The sequence below is a fragment of the Pseudomonas sp. St290 genome, assembly GCF_018325805.1.
Lineage (GTDB): Bacteria > Pseudomonadota > Gammaproteobacteria > Pseudomonadales > Pseudomonadaceae > Aquipseudomonas > Aquipseudomonas bijieensis.
The window spans coordinates 2326847-2347878 of record NZ_AP014703.1; the positions used below are offsets into that span (position 1 = coordinate 2326847).

The 21032-nt window shown below is 61.7% G+C and carries 21 protein-coding genes; 8 read left to right on the plus strand and 13 right to left on the minus strand.

The window, feature by feature from the left end:
• Window positions 1-35: 35 nt before the first annotated feature.
• Window positions 36-548, minus strand: a complete 513-nt coding sequence (locus PBDP_RS10265) for a hypothetical protein (RefSeq protein ID WP_063325134.1) — start codon at window positions 546-548, stop codon at window positions 36-38.
• Window positions 549-741: 193 nt separating this feature from the next.
• On the opposite strand from PBDP_RS10265, the gene PBDP_RS10270 reads away from it, so the two are divergent.
• On the plus strand, window positions 742-1371 hold the full coding sequence (locus tag PBDP_RS10270) for a glutathione S-transferase family protein (protein ID WP_176688215.1): 630 nt from the start codon (window positions 742-744) through the stop codon (window positions 1369-1371).
• A gap of 1 nt (window position 1372) precedes the next feature.
• Here PBDP_RS10270 and PBDP_RS10275 read toward each other — a convergent pair whose 3' ends face one another.
• From PBDP_RS10275 to PBDP_RS10295, 5 genes are all read right to left on the minus strand, one after another.
• Window positions 1373-1909, minus strand: coding sequence for a PqiC family protein (locus PBDP_RS10275; RefSeq protein ID WP_109751719.1), 537 nt, complete (start codon window positions 1907-1909; stop codon window positions 1373-1375).
• Window positions 1910-1926: 17 nt separating this feature from the next.
• Window positions 1927-3585, minus strand: a complete 1659-nt coding sequence (locus tag PBDP_RS10280) for a PqiB family protein (RefSeq protein ID WP_109751720.1) — start codon at window positions 3583-3585, stop codon at window positions 1927-1929.
• Window positions 3566-4210 (minus strand): paraquat-inducible protein A, encoded by a 645-nt coding sequence (locus PBDP_RS10285; RefSeq protein WP_162893901.1) that lies wholly within the window; start codon window positions 4208-4210, stop codon window positions 3566-3568. The genes PBDP_RS10280 and PBDP_RS10285 overlap by 20 nt, the downstream gene beginning before the upstream one ends.
• An 11-nt stretch (window positions 4211-4221) precedes the next feature.
• Entirely contained in the window at window positions 4222-4818 is a 597-nt protein-coding gene (locus PBDP_RS10290) for a paraquat-inducible protein A (protein WP_109751721.1), read from the minus strand.
• 111 nt (window positions 4819-4929) lie between these two features.
• Window positions 4930-5370 carry a CBS domain-containing protein gene (locus tag PBDP_RS10295; RefSeq protein WP_030138503.1) on the minus strand — a complete coding sequence of 147 codons (441 nt, stop codon included), beginning with the start codon at window positions 5368-5370 and terminating at the stop codon, window positions 4930-4932.
• A gap of 310 nt (window positions 5371-5680) precedes the next feature.
• On the opposite strand from PBDP_RS10295, the gene PBDP_RS10300 reads away from it, so the two are divergent.
• Window positions 5681-8044 (plus strand): DNA polymerase II, encoded by a 2364-nt coding sequence (locus PBDP_RS10300; protein WP_212802190.1) that lies wholly within the window; start codon window positions 5681-5683, stop codon window positions 8042-8044.
• Between the two features lie 177 nt (window positions 8045-8221).
• Here PBDP_RS10300 and PBDP_RS10305 read toward each other — a convergent pair whose 3' ends face one another.
• Together PBDP_RS10305 and PBDP_RS10310 are read right to left on the minus strand one after the other, a co-directional pair.
• Window positions 8222-9043: an aldo/keto reductase gene (locus PBDP_RS10305; protein ID WP_176688212.1), complete on the minus strand. Its 822-nt coding sequence runs from the start codon at window positions 9041-9043 to the stop codon at window positions 8222-8224.
• A 160-nt stretch (window positions 9044-9203) separates the two neighbouring features.
• Window positions 9204-10355, minus strand: a complete 1152-nt coding sequence (locus PBDP_RS10310; RefSeq protein ID WP_163854510.1) for an aldose epimerase family protein — start codon at window positions 10353-10355, stop codon at window positions 9204-9206.
• 297 nt (window positions 10356-10652) lie between these two features.
• Between PBDP_RS10310 and PBDP_RS10315 the strand changes: the two genes are divergently transcribed.
• From PBDP_RS10315 to PBDP_RS10325, 3 genes are all read left to right on the plus strand, one after another.
• Entirely contained in the window at window positions 10653-11402 is a 750-nt protein-coding gene (locus PBDP_RS10315; protein WP_109751726.1) for a hypothetical protein, read from the plus strand.
• A gap of 107 nt (window positions 11403-11509) precedes the next feature.
• Window positions 11510-12295 carry a sulfite exporter TauE/SafE family protein gene (locus tag PBDP_RS10320; protein WP_109751727.1) on the plus strand — a complete coding sequence of 262 codons (786 nt, stop codon included), beginning with the start codon at window positions 11510-11512 and terminating at the stop codon, window positions 12293-12295.
• A 228-nt stretch (window positions 12296-12523) separates the two neighbouring features.
• The gene (locus tag PBDP_RS10325; protein WP_116831957.1) at window positions 12524-13072 is read left to right on the plus strand and encodes a DUF4174 domain-containing protein; all 549 of its coding nucleotides are present in this window, start codon (window positions 12524-12526) and stop codon (window positions 13070-13072) included.
• Window positions 13073-13222: 150 nt separating this feature from the next.
• Here the strand turns inward: PBDP_RS10325 and ampC are convergent, their stop codons facing one another.
• A complete protein-coding gene (ampC, locus tag PBDP_RS10330) occupies window positions 13223-14371 on the minus strand; it encodes a class C beta-lactamase (protein ID WP_212802191.1) in 1149 nt (382 codons plus the stop codon).
• Between the two features lie 264 nt (window positions 14372-14635).
• On the opposite strand from ampC, the gene PBDP_RS10335 reads away from it, so the two are divergent.
• A complete protein-coding gene (locus tag PBDP_RS10335; RefSeq protein ID WP_212802192.1) occupies window positions 14636-15514 on the plus strand; it encodes a Dyp-type peroxidase in 879 nt (292 codons plus the stop codon).
• A gap of 99 nt (window positions 15515-15613) precedes the next feature.
• The gene (locus PBDP_RS10340) at window positions 15614-16360 is read left to right on the plus strand and encodes an SDR family oxidoreductase (protein WP_212802193.1); all 747 of its coding nucleotides are present in this window, start codon (window positions 15614-15616) and stop codon (window positions 16358-16360) included.
• Between the two features lie 150 nt (window positions 16361-16510).
• Here PBDP_RS10340 and mapR read toward each other — a convergent pair whose 3' ends face one another.
• From mapR to PBDP_RS10355, 3 genes are all read right to left on the minus strand, one after another.
• Complete coding sequence (gene mapR / locus PBDP_RS10345; RefSeq protein ID WP_109751732.1) at window positions 16511-17920, minus strand: GntR family transcriptional regulator MpaR; 1410 nt, start codon at window positions 17918-17920, stop codon at window positions 16511-16513.
• 180 nt (window positions 17921-18100) lie between these two features.
• Window positions 18101-19513, minus strand: a complete 1413-nt coding sequence (gene ccoG / locus PBDP_RS10350; RefSeq protein WP_109751733.1) for a cytochrome c oxidase accessory protein CcoG — start codon at window positions 19511-19513, stop codon at window positions 18101-18103.
• A gap of 286 nt (window positions 19514-19799) precedes the next feature.
• The gene (locus PBDP_RS10355) at window positions 19800-20033 is read right to left on the minus strand and encodes a DUF3203 family protein (RefSeq protein ID WP_109751735.1); all 234 of its coding nucleotides are present in this window, start codon (window positions 20031-20033) and stop codon (window positions 19800-19802) included.
• Between the two features lie 136 nt (window positions 20034-20169).
• On the opposite strand from PBDP_RS10355, the gene PBDP_RS10360 reads away from it, so the two are divergent.
• Complete coding sequence (locus tag PBDP_RS10360) at window positions 20170-20670, plus strand: MgtC/SapB family protein (RefSeq protein WP_109751736.1); 501 nt, start codon at window positions 20170-20172, stop codon at window positions 20668-20670.
• A gap of 148 nt (window positions 20671-20818) precedes the next feature.
• Here PBDP_RS10360 and PBDP_RS10365 read toward each other — a convergent pair whose 3' ends face one another.
• Window positions 20819-20983, minus strand: a complete 165-nt coding sequence (locus tag PBDP_RS10365; protein WP_013692690.1) for a hypothetical protein — start codon at window positions 20981-20983, stop codon at window positions 20819-20821.
• Between the last annotated feature and the right edge of the window lie 49 nt (window positions 20984-21032).

Sequence of the window (21032 nt, forward strand, 5' to 3'; positions counted from 1 at the left end):
GGGCGCTATCTGGAACGTTGTGACGACGGAACAACTCATACGCGGTTTTCGATCAAGCGATCAGAACCACCCTCGGCGACGCGACGTTCCAGCAGACGATCTGCACCGCCTTCGGCGACGCGGTTTTCGATCAGGCGATCAGAGCCACCTTCGGCGACGCGACGTTCCAGCAGACGATCGGCACCGCCTTCGGCAACGCGGTTTTCAATCAGGCGATCAGAGCCACCTTCGGCGACGCGACGTTCCAGCAGACGATCGGCACCGCCTTCAGCGACGCGGTTTTCGATCAGGCGATCGGAGCCACCTTCAGCAACGCGACGTTCCAGCAGACGATCGGCACCGCCTTCAGCGACGCGGTTTTCGATCAGGCGATCAGAACCGCCTTCGGCGACGCGACGTTCCAGCAGGCGATCGGCACCGCCTTCAGCGACGCGGTTTTCGATCAGGCGATCAGAACCGCCTTCAGCGACGACGGGTTGCGAGGAGGCGGCAAATACGTTGGCGGCCAGTACAGAGAAAGCGAGGCTGAGGATGACTTGGCGTTTCATGATGGTGTGCTCCGGGGTGCAGTAGGTTTGTGTGGGGCCATTGTTGTCCCGGGCGATCATCAAGAGAACTTCATTGACATGATGGTGAACATCGACGGCAGTGATAGCTCGTTGGGCCACTGCCGGTCAGCTCGATGGAACACTGATAGGCTCCCAGGCTCTACCGGCTAACCCTTATGCAGGAGGTGCGTCCATGTATCAGTTATTCGGTTACAGGCAATCCGGTTCCTCGGCGGTGGAGGTTGCCCTGTGTCTTTGTAAGGTGGCTTATCGGCGGGTCGATGCCTATTCGACCGAGGACAGCGATGCAGCGAAAGAGCTTGAGAAACTCAACCCGCAGAAGCAGGTGCCGACCCTGCTGTTGCCGGATGGCTCGGTGCTGACTGAGGCGGCGGCGATCCTGATCCACCTCGGGTTGACCTTCCCCGCATCGAAGCTGCTTCCGCAAGATCCGGCCCAGCGTGCGCAAGCCATACGGGGCCTGGTTTACATCGCGGCCAATTGCTACACGCCCATCGGCATTATCGATTTTCCGCAACGCTGGCTGGAGGATGCGGACGAAGCGACTCGGCAGCGTTTGATATCCGGCACGCAGCAACGGCTGTATCACAACTGGGCGCTGTTTGCCGACCAGTTCCCGGCCCGACCTTTTCTCAGCGGTGCCGAACCGGGGGCGCTGGATATCCTGGCGGCCGTGATCACGAAGTGGAGAGATACGCGGGCGGCGATGCTAAACGCACGTCCAGCGTTCTACGAGTTGTTGGAGCGCATCGATCACCATCCGCGTGTTGCGCCCGTGCTGTCGCTGCATTGGCCTGAGTGAATCAAGGGCACATCTTGCGTGCGGCCGCCTGCTCGACGAGGCCGACAAATTGCCGGACATTCTCCTGATGCGCCGTCACCAGCTCGTCGATACTGGCGCCCGTCGGCGTCTGCAGGCTGCTGCGGCAGGTGAGGGGGCGGGCGTCGTTGCCCGGGTTGCGCAGTCGCCATTGCACATCCATGCGGGCATAGCGGCCAGGGATCGAATCAAAGCGTTGCACGTCCACCCGCAGCAATGCTTTCGGCGCGCCGGGGTTGCCCAGTTGTTCGTCCAGGCTGCTGCGCAGTTCATCGGCCAGGCTGGCGCCCCACCATTGCGTTTCCAGGATCGCCAGCCCGCTGTTGCCCTGGCGTATGACGATCTGGGTGCGGTCCACCTGGGGCGGCACGCTGACCTGTTCGATCTGGATGTCCACGCCGGAGCGCGACTGGCCGGCCGGTTGGGCCGGGCTCAGGGTGTGGTAGTGGATCGGATCGCTGCGGCAGGCGCCCAGTAGCAACGCCACGGCAACCAGGGTGAGTTTCAGCGTCATCGGCATGGGGCGGGCTCCTGTGATCATTCTTTCACCGGCAATGTGAGGTTCTGTGCCGGTGCGTCCTTGGGACGACCGCGAAGCAGCGATTCGGGGTGGCGGCTCAGGTAGTCCGACAGTTCGCGCAGCGAGCGCGACATGCGCCCCAGGTCGTCCAGGGTCTGGGTCAGTTGTTCGCGCTGGGGCGAATCTTCGGCGAGGGTCGAATTGGCCGATTGCAGGGTCTTGCTCACGTCCTGCAAGGTGCTTTGTACGCCCGGCAGGGTCTTGCTGTTGAACTGGGCCAGGCCTTTGCGCAGCTCTACCAGGTTGCCATCCAGGTTGCCGGCGATGCTCTCCAGTGGCAGTTTGTTGATCCGCTCGATCATCGCCTGCAGTTGTTCCTGCAGTTGTTGGAGGCTGCCCGGGATGGTCGGGATGCGCACGGGGCGGGCGCTTGGGTCGAAGGTGACTTTTTCCGCCTTGGGGTAGAAATCCAGCGAGATGTACAACTGCCCGGTCAACAGGTTGCCGCTGCGGGCCTGGGCGCGCAGGCCGCGTTCGACGAAGCTGCCGATCAGGCGGGCGCCGGCGGCTTCGTCGTCCGGGTTGTGATTGAGGCTCTTGAGCAGCTTCTCATGAGCCTTGCCCAGGCGCTGCGGGTAGATCACCACGCCGACGTTGACCGGAAAGCTGCGCTGTTTCTCATCGAAATCCAGATTGATTGCCACCACCCTGCCGACTTCCACGCCGAGGAACTCCACCGGCGCCCCGACTCGCAAGCCGCGCAGTGCCTGATCGAACCGCAGGGCCAGGTACTGCGCCTTGCCATCGGGCGGGGCGAGGGCGCTCTGCTGGTCGGCGAACAGCTCGAATGTCTTGTCTTCGCTGGCAGGGGTGTCGTTGGGGCTGTATTCCGGCGCCCGGAACGCGATGCCGCCCAGCAGCAGCGCCGAGAGCGATTCGGTCTTGACCGCGAAGCCGTTGGCTCCGACGTTCACATCCACGCCGCTGACATTCCAGAACCGGGTGTTTTCGGTGACGTAGACATCGTTGGGCGCGTTGACGAACACGTCGATGTCGACGCCTTTGCCCTCGGCGTCCAGGGCATAGGACACCACTTGGCCCACTGGGATCTTGCGCAGGTACACCGGCGAGCCGATATCCAGCGAGCCGAGGTCCTGGGAGTGCAGGGTGAAGCGCTTGCCCGGTTCGCCATAAGTGATGGGAGGCGGGTTCTCCAGGCCGGTGAAGGATTTGGCGCGCACTTTCGATTGACCGGCGTCGGCGCCGATGAAGTCTCCTGACAGCAGGGTGTCGATTCCCGAGATCCCACCGGCCCCGATCCTTGGCCGCACCACCCAGAACACCGAATCCTCGTGGGTGAAGGTGTCGGCAGTCTTGGCGAGCTTGACCGTGGCGGTGACGTTCTTCTGGTCATCGCTCAGTTGCACGTCGGTGACCTGTCCGATGACCACGTTGCGATATTTCACCTGGGTCTTGTTGGCGGTCAGGCCCTGGCCGGTCTTGAAGGTGATGGTGATGGTCGGGCCTTCCTGCAGCCAGTTGTGGACCACCAGGGAAATGCCCACCAGCACCGCGATGATCGGCACGATCCATACCAGCGACACCGTCCAGCGACGGCTGGTGACGTGGGCACGGCCGGGTGCGGGTTGTTGCCCGTCAGTGGCTTGCGACTTCATCCATGACCTCCTCGGATGGTTGAGTGTCCCAGATCAGCCGGGGGTCGAAACTCATGGCCGACAGCATGGTGAACAGCACCACGAGGCCGAAGAACAGGATCCCCGGCCGCGGTTCGATATCGCTCAGGGCCTGGAACTTGACCAGTGCCGCCACCAGGGCCACCACCAGCACATCGAGCATTGACCAGTAGCCGATGACTTCCACCAGCCGGTACAGCTTCGCCCGCTGGACCTGGGCCCAGGTGCTGCGCCGCTGCGCGGTCACCAGCAACAGGGTCAGGACCACGAACTTGATGCCCGGTACGGCGATGCTGGCGATGAAGATAATCAGGGCGATGTCCCAGGCGCCGCTTTGCCAGAACTCGATGACGCCACTGATGATGGTACTGTCGGCGCCTTCGCCGAGCATCTGGGTATTCATCACCGGTAGCAGGTTGGCCGGAATGTAGAACACCAGTGCGGCCAGCATGTAGGCCCAGGTCCGGGTGATGGCGTTGGGTTTGCGTCGGTGCAGGGCGGCGTCGCAGCGGGGGCAGGCCTGGGGTTCGTTGGTCATGTCACAGGCCAGGCCGCAACTGTGGCACAGGCACAGGTCCAGGTCGCGGGCCTCTGGTGGGGGGGCCAGCGGCTGGTCGTTCACAGGTTGTCCCACAGGTCGCGGACATCGCGCCCGGCAATGCGGATCATCAGCAGGCTCAAGGCCGCCAGGGCGAACAGGCCGATCCCCGGAAGCACGTCCAGCAGGCCGGCGAGCTTGATCACCGCCACCAGCGCGCCCAGCAGGCACACCTCCAGCATGCTCCAGGGCCGCAGGGTTTCCAGGCTGCGCATGCACAGGTTGAACCCCGGCGCTCGCCGCTGGAGGTAGGCATGGCCCAGCACCCAGAGCAGGAGCACCAGTTGGAAGGCCGGTGCAATGATGATTGCCACCGCTGTCACCAGGGCGATGAAGGTGATCGGCCCCTGGCTCAGCGCCACGATGGAGTCCCATAACGTCGCGCTGTTGCTCAGGCCCTGGAGGCGGATGCTCATGACCGGGTAGATGTTGGCGAAGGCCCACAGCACCGCGGCCGTTGCGCTCAAGGCCAGGCGCTGCTCGATGGTCAGGCCGTTGTAGCGCTGGATTACAGCGTGGCAGCGCACGCACGAGGCTTTCTGGTGCGGGGCGAGCACAACCGGCTCGTACACTGCATCGCAATGTTCACAAATGATCAGTCGGGCGGCGTCGGCCATAGGGATGCTCGGCAGGAACAACCCCTTCAATATAGAAGTGCGTTGAGAATGAGCAACCCGTCCGGCAGGCGGTGGGGAAATTCGCTACGTTTCACACCGCCTGCCGAGGGCTCATTCGCCGCGAATGTATTGCTCCAGTTGTCGGATCAGGTCGGCCTGCTCGGCAATGGCTTCCTTGACCAGGTCGCCAATGGACAGCAGGCCGACGAGCTTGCCGTCCTCGACCACCGGCAAATGCCGCAGGTGCTTTTCGGTCATGATGCTCAGGCAGGTTTCGACATTCTGGTGCGGGTCTATGGTGATCACCGGGGAGACCATGATATCGCTCACTTTCGTGCCCACCGAAGAGCGGCCATGCAAGACCATTTTGCGCGCATAGTCGCGCTCACTGATGATGCCCAGCACTTCATCGTTTTTCACCACCAGCAAGGCGCCGACGTTTTTCTCGGCCATGCGCATCAGGGCCTGCAATACCATGTCGTCCGGTGAGATGGTGTGCACTTGCTGGTTCTTCTCATCTTTTATCCGGAGCAACTGCGCGACGGTTTTCATGGAGGGAGCCTCAGGTGTTGTTTTTGCGGGTGATTAAAGAATCGTAGACCCAACGGCGCAGAGCAAGCGGTAAAGCGGCGGCCAGTCGTCCAAAAGCGTCATTGTCGGTGAATTTCCCACCGATGTGATGTCATTCCCCTGTGGCGAGGGGAGTCCCTTTGTGGGAGCAAGGCTTGCCCGCGATGGCGCCGGCGCGGTCTCCCAGAGGAAACGGGGCGCCTGCATCGCGGGCAAGCCTTGCTCCCACAGAAGGATAAATCCCCTCGCCACAGGTAGAATCGCGGTACACCTAAAATTCGAGGTTGCAGCGGTGGATTTACAGCAGGGCTTCGTCCTGACCCGGCATTGGCGCGATACCCCGGCCGGCACCGAAGTCGAGTTCTGGTTGGTGACTGATGCCGGCCCCCGACGTGTGCGCCTGCCGGTGCAGCCGTCGGTGGCGTTTGTGCCGCAGATCCAGCGCGGCCAGCTCGAAGCCCTGCTGCAAGGGGAGAAGGACATAGAGCTCCGTCCCCTGGACCTGCTGGATTTCGAACACCGTCCGGTGTTGGGGCTGTATTGCCAGCAACACGCCCAGTTGATGCGCCTGGACACCACCTTGCGCCGTGCCGGTGTGGAGGTGTTCGAGGCGGATATCCGGCCGCCGGAGCGCTACCTGATGGAACGCTTCATCACCGCACCGGTCTGGTTTGGCGGTACGCCGGCCGCCGATGGCCTGCTGGTCGACGTCCAGATGAAGCCGGCGCCCGACTACCGGCCGCCGTTGCGCCTGGTGTCCCTGGACATCGAAACCACCGCCCAGGGCGAACTGTACTCGATTGCCCTGGAAGGCTGTGGTGAGCGCCAGGTCTACATGCTCGGGCCCGCCAACGGCGACGATAGCGGCGTGGATTTCCAGCTGGAATACTGCGAATCACGCACGGCGCTGCTGAAAAAACTCAACGACTGGTTCGCCCGTTTCGACCCCGATGGAATCATTGGCTGGAACCTGGTGCAATTCGATCTGCGGGTGCTGCATGAACACGCCCGACGGCTGGCGGTGCCGTTGCGCCTGGGGCGCGGTGGCGAAGAAATGCAATGGCGCGAACACGGTACGCGCAACAATCACTTCTTCGCCTCGGCCGCTGGCCGGCTGATCATCGACGGTATCGAGTCCCTGCGCTCAGCCACTTGGAGTTTCCCCTCGTTCAGCCTGGAAAACGTCGCCCAGACGCTGCTGGGGGAGGGCAAGTCCATCGATAACCCGTACCAGCGCATGGACGAGATCAATCGCATGTTCGCCGAGGACAAGCCGGCCCTGGCCCGCTACAACCTCAAGGACTGCGAGCTGGTGACGCGGATCTTCGCCAAGACCGAACTGCTCAAGTTCCTCCTGGAACGGGCCAGCGTCACCGGCCTACCGGCGGACCGCAGCGGTGGTTCGGTGGCGGCCTTCACGCACCTGTACATGCCGCTGATGCACCGCCAAGGTTTCGTCGCACCGAATCTTGGCCAGCGTCCACCCGAAGCCAGCCCGGGCGGCTTTGTCATGGACTCCCAGCCGGGGCTCTACGAGTCGGTGCTGGTGCTGGACTACAAGAGCCTCTACCCATCGATCATCCGTACCTTCCTGATTGATCCGGTGGGTTTGATCGAAGGCCTGCGCCACCCGGATGAGCAGGAATCGGTACCCGGCTTTCGCGGGGCGCGCTTCTCTCGTAGCCGACATTGTCTGCCGGCCATCGTCGCCCGGGTCGCCGAAGGCCGGGAAACCGCCAAGCGCGAACACAATGCGCCACTGTCCCAAGCGCTGAAAATCATCATGAACGCTTTTTATGGCGTGCTCGGTTCCAGTGGCTGTCGCTTCTTCGATCCGCGCCTGGCCTCGTCCATCACCCTGCGTGGTCACCAGATCATGCAGCGCACCCGCCAGTTGATCGAAGCCCAGGGGCATGTGGTGATCTATGGTGATACCGACTCCACGTTCGTCTGGCTACGCCGGGCCCACGGCCAGGAAGAGGCGGCCAGGATCGGCCGCGAGCTGGTGGCGCACGTCAACCAGTGGTGGTGCGAGTACGTACGTGACGAATTCGGGCTGGAGAGCGCGCTGGAGTTGCAGTTCGAAACCCACTTCAAGCGCTTCTTGATGCCGACCATTCGGGGGGCCGAGGAAGGCAGCAAGAAACGCTACGCCGGGCTGGTGACACGCGCCGACGGCAGCGACGAAATCGTCTACAAGGGCCTGGAAACCGTGCGCACCGACTGGTCGCCGCTGGCCCGGCAATTCCAGCAGGAACTGTACGGGCGGATTTTCCACCGCCAGCCCTATCAGGATTATGTGCGCGATTATGTGCGGCAGACCCTGGCCGGCGCGTTCGATGATCGGCTGGTCTACCGCAAGCGCCTGCGCCGGCCACTGGAAGACTACGAGCGCAATGTCCCACCCCATGTGCGGGCCGCGCGCCTGGCCGATGAGTTCAACCAGCGTCAGGGCCGGCCGCGGCAGTACCAGAACGGCGGCTGGATCAGCTACGTCATCACCGTCGCCGGCCCTGAACCTTTGGAAACCCGCAATGCACCCATCGATTACGACCACTACGTGACCAAACAGCTACAGCCGGTGGCGGATGCGATCCTACCGTTTGTGGAGGATGATTTTTCGACGTTGGTGGGTGGGCAGATGGGGTTGTTCTGAAATCCCCAGGTATTCAGGCCGAGCTGTGATCAAGGCCTATCCCCGGTGGGAGCAAGGCTTGCCCGCGATGAAGACGACGCGGTGTCCTGGGGAACGAGGTGTCCGCATCGCGGGCAAGCCTTGCTCCCACAGAAAAACTCCATCGCCACAGGTCGGTGTGAATCCCAGGATTGGATGTCAAACCATCGCCAGCCGCTGCTTGCCTTGAGGCTGGGGAAATATCAGGTCCAGCGCGGCCAGGTCCTGCGGTTCAAGCTTCAGGTTCGCCGCCTCGGCATTCAAACGCACATGCTCGGGCTTCACGGCCTTGGGAATCGCAATGACATTGTCCTGGCGCAGCAACCAGGCCAGTGCTATTTGCGCCGGTGTGGCGCGATGGCGTTCGGCGATTTGTCCCAGGGTGTGATCCTTGAGCAGGTGCCCGCCCTGGCCGACCGGGCAGTACGCCATGACTGGCATGGGCCGTTTCTGGCACCAGGGCAGCAGGTCGAATTCGATACCGCGTTCTTGCAGGTTGTACAGCACCTGGTTGGTCGCGCAGGCTGGCGCGGCCAGTTCTTCAAGGTCCGCCACGTCGAAGTTCGACACGCCCCAACGGCCGATCTTGCCTTCTTCACGCAGGCGTTCGAAGGCTTCGACGGTTTCCTCCAGCGGGTACTGACCGCGCCAGTGCAGCAGGTAAAGGTCGATGTAATCGGTGTCGAGCCGGCGCAAGCTGCGTTCGCAGGCCAGGGGAATGCCTTTGCGACTGGCGTTGTGGGGATAGACCTTGCTCACCAGGAAAACCTGGTCGCGCAGGCCGGTGATCGCTTCGCCAACGACGGTTTCGGCTCCGCCCTCGGCATACATCTCCGCCGTGTCGATCAGGGTCATGCCCAATTCGATTCCCAGCCGCAGGGCCGCTACTTCTTTCTTGTGATGGGACGGTTCCTCACCCATGCGCCAGGTGCCTTGGCCGATCACCGGTACGGACACGCCGGCCAATTCCAGAGTCTTCATGGCTACCTCCTGTTGTTTAGACCGATAGTGCTGTGGCAGCAGGATAGATCAGGTGTTCACCTGATGAGCGTTCCCACGTTCTGCGTGGGAATGCTTTCCGGGATGCTCCGCGTCCCAAAGGCGTGACGCGGAGCGTGGGAACGGTCAGTCGGCGGGGACGTTATTTTGCCGAGAACTTCAGCACCATGGTCTGGGTGTAGGTCTGGCCTGGATCGAGCCGCGTCGAGGGGAAGTTCGGCTGGTTGGGCGAGTCGGGGTAGTGCTGGGTTTCCAGGGTGAACGCGCCCCAGTGCGGATAGACCTTGCCATGCTTGCCCTTGACGGTGCCGTCGAGGAAGTTGCTGGTGTAGAACTGCACGCCAGGCTCGCTGGTGTAGAGCTGCAGGCGGCGTCCGGAATCGGTGTCATACACCTCGGCGGCCAGTTTGGTCACGTCGCCCTTGGCGTCCAGCGCCCAGTTGAAATCGAAGCCACCCTGTTTCGGCTCGGCGAATTTGAGTTGTGGGTGATCGGCCTTGATATGGGTGCCGATGGCGGTGGGTTGGGTGAAATCCATCGGTGTGCCGGCTACGGGGGCCAGTTCGCCGGTGGGAATGAGTTTTCCAGTGACCGGCGTGTAATGGGCTGCGTGCAGAGTTGCGATCTGTTCGAGTATGTCGCCGTTGCCGGCGCCGGCCAGGTTGAAATAGCTGTGGTTGGTCAGGTTCAGCACCGTGGGTTTGTCGGTGGTGGCCTTGTACTCGATGCGCAACTCGTTCTGTTCGTTGAGGCTGTAGGTGACGTCGGTCTTCAGTGCGCCGGGAAAGCCCATCTCGCCATCAGGTGACAGGTAGGTCAGGGTGACACCCACCGAGTCCTTGGCATTATGGGGCTCGGCCTTCCAGACGCGCTTGTCGAACCCTTGTGGGCCGCCATGCAGGGAGTTGCCATGGTCGTTCTGCGGCACCTGGTAACGCTTGCCGTCCAGCTCGAAAGCCCCGTCGGCCAGGCGATTGCCAAAGCGGCCGATGGTCGCGCCGAAATACACGCTGCCGTTCTTCTGGTAACCCTGCACATCGTCGAAACCGAGCACGATGTCGGCGGCCTTGCCGTTTTTGTCCGGCACGCTCAATGACTGCAGGATGCCGCCGTAGGTGATGACCGTGGCCTCCATGCCGTGGCTGTTGCGCAGCACGAATTTTTCCACCGCCGTGCCGTCGTCGGTCTTGCCGAACGTACCGCGTTCGTTGGTCAGGCCGGCAGCCTGGGAAGCCGAGGTGGCGATCATCAGAGACACTCCGAGGGCCGTGAGCAGTTGTCTGGATTCAAGCATGGTATGACCTTCCTTCCTGTTGTTTTGTTGTTGTTTTGAACGCGGGGCGAGTCCGTTACTGGTCGGACAGCGCTGAAGGTTTTTCGGGTTAGTAGTCTTTCTATTTGTTGGTTGAGAAGGGATTTATAGTCATTAATAGAGATTTATCAATTAAAAAGTAATACTAATTGGGTTTTTGAGTTGTCGTGGAAGGCTGCGGGTTTTCACCGGACACTGCACTTTTGCGTTTTTTACCGCTCTATCCTTGGCCTGGAAGCGGCGACCCCCATCGCTTCCCCATGCCCAGACCGAGACTCGATGGCCGGTGTTTTTTATTCTGTGATGAGGTTGCGCCGCCGCGGCATGGCGTTGTTGGTCGGTGTGTCGGTGCTGTTCAGCGGCGGCTGCAGCCAGCAGCAGGGGCAGGACATGGTCACGCAGTTCAGCAACGCCAGGCCCCAGGAGTTCTTGCAGACCAGCGTCGACCGCATGGCCACGCTGTCGATGCACGACAACCTGCAAAGCCTCTATCTGCTGATGAGCAAGCTTTACCTGCGCAACCCCGAGGAACTGCGCAAGTCCGGCTTTCTCGACGCCCGCACCGCGGAAAAACAAGTGCGCATGGCCATCGAGCAGCAACAACCCTTACCGACCCTGGGCGGCAAGAAGGATCTGGCTGCCCTGAGCTATGCCATGAGCCCGGAATTTCTCGGTGATCGGGTCGGGGCGTTCATCTATGCCATCGGTAGCATGCTGGTCACTGCTCACGGCAATCGCCTGGAGTTCTACATGACCGACACCATCGATCCGCGCTTTGTCAGCAATGCGGCGCGCAATATCGAAAAAGCCACTTGGTTGCTAAGTCAGCGGCAGAACAAGGAGGGCAAACCGCTGCTGTTTTCCAATGAGATTTCGGAGGAGGGCAGCAACCTGAGTTTCGCCGTGGAGTTCGGAAAAATCGTCGCCCGGCTGGACCTGCTGACCCAGATGCTTGACGAACGCTACCGGCGGATCGGCTTGAATTATGCCCAGAGCCTGCTGTTCCTCAACTTCCTGCCGGTTCAGTGATGTGATGAGAAAGGAATAAAGATAGATCATATCGATATAGGGGGTTATAAGAAAAATCGCTATGCTCGCGGCCAGATTTTTCATGCGGTTGTGTTGAGACGGGTTTAATGGATTTCGGTAATGTCGGTTTAGTCGTTGCGGGCCTGGTGGTCGGCTTCATCGTTGGGATGACCGGCGTCGGCGGTGGTTCGTTGATGACCCCGATCCTGTTGTGGTTTGGGATCAACCCGGCGACCGCGGTGGGTACGGACCTGCTGTATGCGGCCATTACCAAGTCTGGCGGTGTCTTGGTTCATGCCAAAAACCGCAACATCGACTGGGCCATCACCGGCTGGCTGACGTTGGGCAGCGTGCCGGCGGTCGGCTTGACGCTGTGGTTCCTCAGCAGCCTGCACAGCTCCCCCGACGCCATGAACGCGGTGATCAAGCAGGCCCTGGGCTTTGTGTTGTTCGCCACTGCCCTGGCGATCCTGTTCAAGAAGCGCCTGCTGCAATTCGCTCATGATCGTGCTGGCGGCCACTACAATCCCTCCGGTTCGCAACTCAACGTGCTCACGGTCATCACCGGCCTGGTGCTGGGTACGATGGTCGCGTTGACCTCCATCGGTGCCGGCGCGCTGGGTACTGTCGCGCTGTTCATCCTCTATCCGTTCCTGGTCACCAAGCGCCTGGTGGGCACCGAGATCGCCCACGCCGTGCCGCTGACCCTGGTGGCTGGCCTGGGCCATGCGAGCATGGGCAACATGGACTGGCACATCCTGGGGTTCCTGCTGGTAGGTTCGTTGCCAGGGATCTACCTGGGCAGTCATTTGTCGGGCCGCATCTCCGACGAACTGCTGCGCCCGTGCCTGGCGGTGATGTTGGCGATGATCGGGTTCAAGCTGGCGTTCTAGAACTGGCACCGAGATCCATTGTGGGAGCGAGCAAGCCCGCTCCCACACTCGTTTGCGGTGACTGTACTTCTAGCAGTCATACCTCTCCCTCCCATACGCGTTGGCTGGTTGCGCAATGACCCCCCTGGCCTAAGCTTCAAGTCAGGCAGGCGCAGTATCGAGCGACTCTCGCGGAACAATCGCCGCCCTGTGCAATCAGTACAGCGTAAATATCAAAAGGAGAGGCGCATGCTCATTCGGTCGTTGACCTTCGCTACCTTGCTGGCCATCGCCAGCCCCCTGTTCGCTGCCGATGGAGACTCACCCTTGGTGGCGGATGCAGGCAGGGCACGTCCCCTGATCGTCATCGCGCCCAGTACGGTCGACCCTGCCTGGGTGAGCCTGAAAAAGGCCTTGGATGAGCCGGCAGGCAAGCAGGGCTTTTCTGAGCGCAACATGGTGCTCTATACCGTGCTCAATACCATTGGGCAGCGCGATGGCAAGGACCTGGACCCGCAAAGCACCATGGCGTTGATTCGCTCGCTCAAGTTGGGCGCCGGTGCGCAGACCAAGATCATCCTGGTGGGCAAGGACGGGGAAAAGAAGCTTGAGCATTCCGGGGCGATCGAACTGAAAGACCTCTTCGACACCGTCGATAAACTGCCTGCGGCCGAAAAAGAAGCGACACCTCCAGCTCCACCTCCCGCGCCAGAGCCTGCACCGGCCAAGGATACGAAAGGTGCCAAGCCTGGCAAGGCAGTCAAGCCGGCAGGGCCGCCGAAGCCGCTGGATGATTGACTTCCAGTAACGATGAGGCTCCCTGTGGCGAGGGGATTTATCCCCGCTGGGCTGCGAAGCGGCCCCAGCATTTCTGCATGTCAAAGAATCCGGCGAGTGCTACGCACTCGAGCGGGGATAAATCCCCTCGCCACAGGTAACCCCGCCGATTTACTTCCCGTCCAGTGCAGTGAGGATCCGGTGCGCGGCTTTCACCCGTTCCTCGTTCGGGTAGTTCCTGTTGGCAAGCATGACGATCCCCATGTCCTTTCCGGGCACGAACGCCACGTAGGCACCAAAGCCGCCGGTGGAACCGGTCTTGTTGATCCAGGCATTGGCCGGCGCAGGGCGAGGCGGATCCAGCGGTTCGACCTTGTTTGGCGTCATCGCGACTTGCGTCGAGTTGCCAGCCAGCAGCGCATCCACGGTGAGCGGGTAGGGGTAGAACTCCCAACCCAACCCCTGGGTCATTCCACCGACCTTATAGAACCCGGTATGAGTCGTGGCGATGGCTTGGCGCAGGTTGGCGTCCAGTTTTCCGGGGCGCAGGTTGGCCTCGACGAAGCGAATCAGGTCCGATGAGCTGGTCTTCACCCCGTAAGCCTCGGAGTCCAGGGCACCAGGCCCGACCCGGACAGGCTTGCCGTCCTTTGCATACCCTTGGGCGTATCGACCCGACTGATCCTGTGGCACCCGCACATAACTGTGCTTGAGGCCCAGCCCTGGCATCAGTGTGCGCTCCATTACCTCGTCAAACGACTGGCCCATGCTGCGGGCTGCCAGATAGCCGAACAACCCGATGCTCGGGTTTGAATAGAGCCGCTGGGTGCCGGCCGGGTAGAGCGGCTTCCAGGTCGTGTAATAACTGAACATCCGGTCCGGATGGTCTGCCTCGTCGGGAAACTGCAACGGCAGGCCGCCGGCGGTGTAGGTGGCGAGGTTGAGCAGGCTGATGCCGTCGAAGGCGCTGCCGCGCAGCTCGGGAGCGAAGCGACTGGCCGGGTCCGTCAGGGACAACTTGCCCTGGGCCTGGGCATAGGCGCCGAGGGTGGCGGTAAAGGTCTTGCTGATCGAGCCGATTTCGAAGAGGGTCTGGTCGGTGACCGGGTTTTTCGTGTCCTTGGAGGCCTCGCCGTAGTTGAAGTAATGGCGTTGGCCCTTGTAGGTGATCGCCACAGCCATGCCGGCGATGTCCTGTTGCTTCATCAATGGCTGGATCGTGGCATTGACGGCCTCTTCAATACGATCCTGGGCAAAGCCCGGAGCCGCCCCGTAGAGCAGGAAAAAAGTGCCTGCGAGTATCGATTTAGCCATGTGCATGTCGGACCGTCTCCTTGGATGGCGGTGGTTCAAGCCGCTCTGCATCCGGCAGCTTGCGATGCCTGGGGCATCTTGGGGCTGGTCAATCTAGGAGGTTTTCGGTTGCTCGGCAATTGGCTGCTATCGGGCTCAGGTCAGGTTCCGAGTCGTCTGACTGGCTCGCGGGAGTCTTCCTACGAAAATCTTTTGGCAGCCGCCCTCGGTGTCGCATGGTAAACCCCCACGGCTGCCGGGTAGACTTGTGCCCTTTCTAAAGGAGTTCACATGAGTTACTACCAGCCCGGCATTCTCGCCACCCCTGTTCCGCCTCAGGCCCGTCATTTGTTTTTTGCCCTGGAATCGGTCGAGGCACTGCCGGCTGCGATAGACAAACTCCAGTCGCTGCTCGATGGGCGGGCCGTGGTCGGCTTCGGCGAATCGCTGGTCCAGGCGCTGGGCGCCCAGGTCGAAGGCCTGCGGGCCTTTCCTGCGTTGGCCGGCGTGGGCGTGGACAACCCGTCGACCCAGCACGCGCTGTGGTGCTGGCTGCACGGCGAAGACCGCGGCGAGCTGATGCACCGCAGTCGCACCATCGAGGCCGCGCTGGCCCCGGTGTTGCGCCTGGTGCAGATGAACGAAACCTTCCGCCATATGACTGGCCATGACCTGACCGGCTACGAAGACGGCACCGAAAACCCTCATGACGAAGCGGCCATCGCCGCCGCCCTGGCCCAGGGCGCCGACGGGGTACGCGGTGGCAGTTTTGCCGCGATCCAGCAGTGGCAGCATGACCTGGACGGTTTCGCGGCGATGCAGCCCCACGAACGCGACAACATCATGGGCCGCCGCCTGAGCGACAACGAAGAAATCGACGACGCGCCGGAGTCGGCCCACGTCAAGCGCACCGCCCAGGAAAGTTTCGCCCCGGAGGCGTTCGTGGTACGTCGCTCCATGCCGTGGATCGAAGGTGACCGTGCAGGACTGATGTTCCTGGCGTTCGGCTTCTCCCTCGATGCCTTCGAGGCACAACTGCGACGCATGAGTGGCCTGGAAGACGGTATCACCGACGGCCTGTATCGCATGAGCCGGCCAATCACCGGTGGTTACTACTGGTGCCCGCCGCTGCTGGACGGACGCCTGGACCTACGGGCCATAGCCCGCTGAACAGGCGTTTTGGTCCGCTGAGCCGGGCGTTTTGTGCAAACGCATCGGTCAACGCTATTCTTGGGCCGGACGTCTATCCGTGGAACGGGGGAAGCAAACGTGGATAAAGTCATCGTCATCACCGGTGGCGGTCGCGGCATCGGGGCGGCCACGGCGCTGTTGGCTGCCGAGTTTGGTTATCGGATCTGTATCAATTACCAATCGGATGAAAGTGCCGCGCAAGAGGTGCTCGAACAGGTGCGGGCCAAGGGCGCACAGGCGATGGCCGTGCGCGCCGACGTGAGCATCGAAGATGAGGTGATCAGCCTGTTCGACCGGGTGGATGCCGAGCTGGGACGTGTCACCGCCCTGGTGAACAACGCCGGCACGGTGGCCCACAAGTCCCGGCTCGATGAAATGTCCGAGTTCCGCATTCTCAAGATCATGAAGACCAACGTGCTGGGTCCGATCCTCTGTGCCAAGCACGCGGTGCTGCGCATGTCGCCCCGGCATGGCGGGCAGGGCGGCAGTATCGTCAACGTCTCGTCGGTGGCTGCTCGCCTGGGGGCGCCGGGTGAATACGTCGATTACGCAGCCTCCAAGGGCGCGCTGGACACCTTCACCATCGGCCTGTCCAAGGAAGTGGCTGGCGAAGGTATTCGCGTCAACGCGGTTCGCCCTGGCTATATCTACACCGATTTCCATGCCCTGAGCGGCGACCCGGATCGGGTCAGCAAATTGGAATCGGCGATTCCCATGGCTCGGGGCGGTCGTCCGGACGAAGTGGCCGAGGCGATTATCTGGCTGCTGTCGGACAAGGCTTCGTATGCGACCGGGACGTTTGTGGACCTGGGGGGCGGGCGCTGAGCTTTGGGATACGGGTTGCCTGTTCTGCCGTCATCGCGAGCGGGCTCGCTCCCACATGAGATTTGCTGAGTACCTGAGATATTCGTTTCACCGTAAATCCACTGTGGGAGCGAGCCTGCTCGCGATGAGGCAATAAAAGGCGCTCCAATATCAAAACGACCGAATAATCCGCCCCAGCGTCTCCATGGCCTTTTCCGACACGTCGGTCCACGGGCTGCCATAGTTCAAGCGAATGCAATTCCTGAAGCGCCGGGTCGGTGAAAAGATCGGTCCCGGCGCGATGCTGATGCCCTGGGCCAGGGCCATCTGGAACAGTTTCAGCGAGTCCATCTGCTCCGGCAGCTCCAGCCACAGGAAGTAACCGCCTGCCGGTTGGCTGACGCGGGTCTGGGCCGGGAAATAGCGGGCGATGGCGGCGAGCATCGCGCTTTGCTGTTCTTCCAGGGCGTAGCGCAGTTTGCGCAGGTGACGGTCGTAGCCGCCGTGTTGCAGGTAGTCGGCGATGGCGGCCTGGGCTGGCATCGAGGCGCACAGCGAGGTCATGAGCTTGAGCCGTTCGATCTTCTGCGCAAAGCGCCCGGCGGCGACCCAGCCGATGCGATAGCCCGGCGCCAGGCTCTTGGCGAACGAACCGCAATGCATCACCAGCCCTTCGGTGTCGAACGCCTTGGCGGGCTTGGGGGCCTGTTGGCCGTAATAGAGTTCGGCGTAGACGTCGTCCTCGATCAGCGGCACCTGATGGCGGCGTAGCAGTTCCACCAAGGCCTGTTTCCTTGCCTCGGGCATGGTTGCGCCCATGGGGTTCTGGAAACTGGTCATGCACCAGCAGGCCTTGATCGGATGGCGCTCCAGTGTCTGCTCCAACACTTCCAGGTCGATACCGTCGCGCGGGTGGACGGGAATCTCCACGGCCTTGAGCTTGAGCCGCTCCAGTACCTGCAGGCTGGCATAGAATGCCGGCGCCTCGATCGCCACCAGGTCGCCGGGCTCGGTCACCGCTTGCAGGCACAGGTTCAAGGCTTCCAGGGCACCGTTGGTGACCAGCAGCTCCTCCATGGGCAACATCAACCCGCCGACCATGTAGCGCAGCGCGATTTGTCGACGCAATTGTGGATTGCCTGGCGACATGTCCGTGACCACCATTCGCGGGTCCATGTCCCGTGTTGCGCTGGACAGCGAACGGGACAGCCGTTGCAGCGGGAACAGCGTCGGGCTGGGGAATGCCGAGCCGAAGGGTACGGTGGCCGGGTCCTTGATCGAATCCAGTACCGAAAACACCAACTCACTGACGTCGACTTCGGTGGATTCGTGCACCTGGCTACTGATCGCAGGCTCGGAAAACGGGCTTGGCGCATGGGCGTTGACGAAGTAGCCGGAGCGCGGCCGGGCCCGGATCATGCCGCGTCGTTCCAGCAGGTAATAGGCCTGGAATACGGTGGACGGGCTGACGCCGTAGGTCTGGCTGGCGTAGCGTACCGACGGCACTCGTTGACCCGGCCCCAGCATGCCCGAGCGGATCAGTTCAGCGATGTCGTCGGCGAATTTTTCGTAGCGTTTCATGGCTGGCCCAGTCTTGAGTGACACATGGTTTTCGCTTTTTAACGGTGGGAAAACCCGTGGGAGCAAAGCTTGCTCGCGATGCAGGCGACACGGATCAATCGTCAGGTCGCGTCATCGTTCTTCGCGAGCAAGCTTTGCTCCCACAAGCCCGCTCCCGCAGGTGCCCGGCATCTTAAAGCTTCAGCGATTCATCGGCGCTACAAAACGACTTTTGGCGAGGCTGTAGATTCCCGGCTCATCCGTGTCGGCGATCTTGAACGTCATCTCCTGGGAGCTTTTGCCCGGCCGTTCGCTGAGCATCGCTACCGACACCGGCACATCGACGATTTCCCCCGGGGCCAGGCTCAATTGCGTCTTGCCTTGCAGGACGAAGCCGTCGCCGTCCACCAGGGACAGGTGATAATCCTGGCGCTGTTGGGTCTTGTTGATGACTTTCAGGCTGTAGATGTTCTCGATCTGGCCCGCGCTGTTCTCGCGGAACAGGCCACGGTCCTTGCTGACGTCCAGCGACACCATGGGCCGCTGCACCAGCGCCACGGCCAGTGCGCCGATCATCACCAGCAACACGGCGGTGTAGCCAATCAGCCGAGGTCGCAGCAGATGAGTCTTGCCGCCTTGCAACTGGTGTTCGGAGGTGTATTTGATCAGGCCACGGGCATAACCCATCTTGTCCATGATCGAGTCGCAGGCATCGATGCAGGCTGCGCAGCCGATGCATTCCATTTGCAGGCCATCGCGGATGTCGATGCCGGTGGGGCAGACCTGTACGCACATCTGGCAGTCGATGCAGTCGCCCAGGCCGATATTAGCCGGGTTTGCTTCGCGTTTGCGCGGGCCGCGGATTTCACCGCGGGCCGTGTCGTAGGAAATGGTCAAGGTGTCCTTGTCGAACATCACGCTCTGAAAGCGTGCATAAGGGCACATGTGCATGCACACCGCTTCACGCAGCCAGCCGGCGTTGAGGTAGGTGGCTGCGGTAAAGAAAAGTACCCAGAACAAGCTCACGCCGCCGATTTGCAGGGTCAGCAGTTCTTCGGTCAATGGGCGGATCGGTGTGAAGTAGCCAACGAACGTCAGGCCGGTAAGCAGGCTGATGGCCAGCCACAACGTGTGCTTGGCGCTGCGGCGTACGAGTTTGTTCAGGCCCCAGGGCGCTGCCTGCAGCTTGATCCGCTGGTTGCGTTCGCCTTCGGTGATTTTCTCGCACCACATGAAGATCCAGGTCCAGGAACTCTGTGGGCAGGTGTAGCCGCACCACACGCGCCCGGCGAACACGGTGACGGCGAACAGGCCGAAGGCGGCGATGATCAGCAAGGCCGACAGCAGGATGAAATCCTGGGGCCAGAAAGTCGCGCCGAAGATGTGGAATTTGCTTTCGGAAAGATCCCAGAGCACCGCCTGGCGACCGCCCCAGTTCAGCCACACCGTGCCAAAGAACAGCAGGAACAGAACCCCGGCACCGCTGATGCGCAAGGTGCGAAACAAACCGGTGAAGCTGCGGGTGTGGATCAGGTTATCGGTGGTCCTGGCCTTTATCTTCGTTGGCGCAGGTTCGAACGTCTGTATCAACTGGACGGGGATTCTATCGCTCATGGTCGGTCGCTCATCAGCCTCTATCTGGCCGGCGCACTATGACCATGGAACTGTTTGCATAACAGACTCAGGTGTTTTGATAAAAACCGGATCAGATGCCGCGAAACCCAGGCGCTGCGACACTTTGATGCACCCGAGGGAAAGCGAACAACATCTGTGCCAAGGCTCTGTGGGAGCAAAGCTTGCTCGCGATACAGGCACCTCGGTTCAAGAGGTATCGTGTTGTTCTTATCGCGAGCAAGCTTTGCTCCGACGGATTGAATACCTCGCAGAGGCGTCAACGGGCTCAGATCGCCGAGCCGCTGTCCGTGGCCTTCAGGTGCTTGCGCCCGTCGGTCGCGCCGGCCACGGTCAGGGCATCGGCTTCGGCCTCGGTGATGTAGACCAGGTCGCCATTGATCTTCACGGCTGACATGGCCTTGTCCGGGTCGGTGATGATGGTCAGCTGGCTGGCGGGGCGCTGTTGCGGGCCACTGGCACTGTCGAAATAGCAGGTCTGGTTTTCGATACGTATAGGCATGGCAGCACTTCCTCGTTATGTCCTGAACATTAGGCGTAGCCCGGTAGCCAGGGTTCGTCGCGCCTGATCAGCGGTCGAGCGCACCTCTGGCTTCGCTTGCGGTCCATCATGTATCGAATGGAAAAGAGGACGGTCCATGGAAGCCTGGTGGCATGAAGTCTGGATGACCCTGCAGGCGGAATTCGCCGACATCACCGATGCCCAGCAGATGACCCGGGTCACGGTGCGCCTGGTCATGGCCGCATTGCTGGGTGGCATCCTGGGGTTCGAGCGCGAACACAAGGGCAAGGCGGCCGGCGTGCGCACCCACATGCTCGTGGCCCTGGGGGCCGCGTTGTTCGTGCTGGTGCCGCAGATGTCCGGATCCCAGGCCGACGCCATGAGCCGGGTGATCCAAGGCATTGTCGCCGGCATCGGTTTTCTCGGCGCGGGCACGATCCTGAAGAACAATGATGGCGACGAAGGTCATGTAAAAGGCCTGACCACCGCTGCCGGCCTGTGGATGACCGCCGCCATCGGCGTCGCCGCCGGGCTGGGCCGGGAGGCGACGGCGGTGCTCAGCACGGTGCTGGCGCTGGTGATCTTCAGTGTGATGCCGGTGATCGTCCGGGCGCTGGAGAGGGAGAACAAGCCGTGACCGTGATCCCAGCCAGAACACACCATTCAATGTGGGAGCGGGCTTGCTCGCGAAAGCGGTGTGTCAGTCGATGAAAACCTTGGCTGACACACCGCCTTCGCGAGCAAGCCCGCTCCCACAGGTTTTTTGTTATCCACTAGTCTGTTGATCAAACCCGCTCCGGCGGCGCCTCGCTCGGCGGGTCACCCAGCGGCGGTTGTGGGTCCAGCGGCGGGTCCTTCTCGGGAATCGGTTCCGGATCAGGACCGGGTGGAGGCAAGGTGGGGTCGTCGATGTTCGGGTCAGGTGTTTCGGCCGGGATGGGAATATTCATCGGGACGGGTCTCCGTGACGCACATGGCTTGAGTCGTGCTTATTGTTGT

What these genes read in the sequence shown, in the direction of transcription:
- PBDP_RS10290 (WP_109751721.1), bottom strand. Translation starts at nt 4,818, where the DNA reads ATGGCCGACGCCGCCCGACTGATCATTTGTGAACATTGCGATGCAGTG.
- mapR (WP_109751732.1), bottom strand. Translation starts at nt 17,920, where the DNA reads ATGAAACGCTACGAAAAATTCGCCGACGACATCGCTGAACTGATCCGC.
- PBDP_RS10295 (WP_030138503.1), bottom strand. Translation starts at nt 5,370, where the DNA reads ATGAAAACCGTCGCGCAGTTGCTCCGGATAAAAGATGAGAAGAACCAG.
- PBDP_RS10280 (WP_109751720.1), bottom strand. Translation starts at nt 3,585, where the DNA reads ATGAAGTCGCAAGCCACTGACGGGCAACAACCCGCACCCGGCCGTGCC.
- PBDP_RS10355 (WP_109751735.1), bottom strand. Translation starts at nt 20,033, where the DNA reads ATGCCTATACGTATCGAAAACCAGACCTGCTATTTCGACAGTGCCAGT.
- PBDP_RS10335 (WP_212802192.1), top strand. Translation starts at nt 14,636, where the DNA reads ATGAGTTACTACCAGCCCGGCATTCTCGCCACCCCTGTTCCGCCTCAG.
- PBDP_RS10325 (WP_116831957.1), top strand. Translation starts at nt 12,524, where the DNA reads ATGCTCATTCGGTCGTTGACCTTCGCTACCTTGCTGGCCATCGCCAGC.
- ampC (WP_212802191.1), bottom strand. Translation starts at nt 14,371, where the DNA reads ATGCACATGGCTAAATCGATACTCGCAGGCACTTTTTTCCTGCTCTAC.
- PBDP_RS10270 (WP_176688215.1), top strand. Translation starts at nt 742, where the DNA reads ATGTATCAGTTATTCGGTTACAGGCAATCCGGTTCCTCGGCGGTGGAG.
- PBDP_RS10360 (WP_109751736.1), top strand. Translation starts at nt 20,170, where the DNA reads ATGGAAGCCTGGTGGCATGAAGTCTGGATGACCCTGCAGGCGGAATTC.
- PBDP_RS10320 (WP_109751727.1), top strand. Translation starts at nt 11,510, where the DNA reads ATGGATTTCGGTAATGTCGGTTTAGTCGTTGCGGGCCTGGTGGTCGGC.
- ccoG (WP_109751733.1), bottom strand. Translation starts at nt 19,513, where the DNA reads ATGAGCGATAGAATCCCCGTCCAGTTGATACAGACGTTCGAACCTGCG.
- PBDP_RS10275 (WP_109751719.1), bottom strand. Translation starts at nt 1,909, where the DNA reads ATGCCGATGACGCTGAAACTCACCCTGGTTGCCGTGGCGTTGCTACTG.
- PBDP_RS10315 (WP_109751726.1), top strand. Translation starts at nt 10,653, where the DNA reads ATGGCCGGTGTTTTTTATTCTGTGATGAGGTTGCGCCGCCGCGGCATG.
- PBDP_RS10305 (WP_176688212.1), bottom strand. Translation starts at nt 9,043, where the DNA reads ATGAAGACTCTGGAATTGGCCGGCGTGTCCGTACCGGTGATCGGCCAA.
- PBDP_RS10310 (WP_163854510.1), bottom strand. Translation starts at nt 10,355, where the DNA reads ATGCTTGAATCCAGACAACTGCTCACGGCCCTCGGAGTGTCTCTGATG.
- PBDP_RS10365 (WP_013692690.1), bottom strand. Translation starts at nt 20,983, where the DNA reads ATGAATATTCCCATCCCGGCCGAAACACCTGACCCGAACATCGACGAC.
- PBDP_RS10265 (WP_063325134.1), bottom strand. Translation starts at nt 548, where the DNA reads ATGAAACGCCAAGTCATCCTCAGCCTCGCTTTCTCTGTACTGGCCGCC.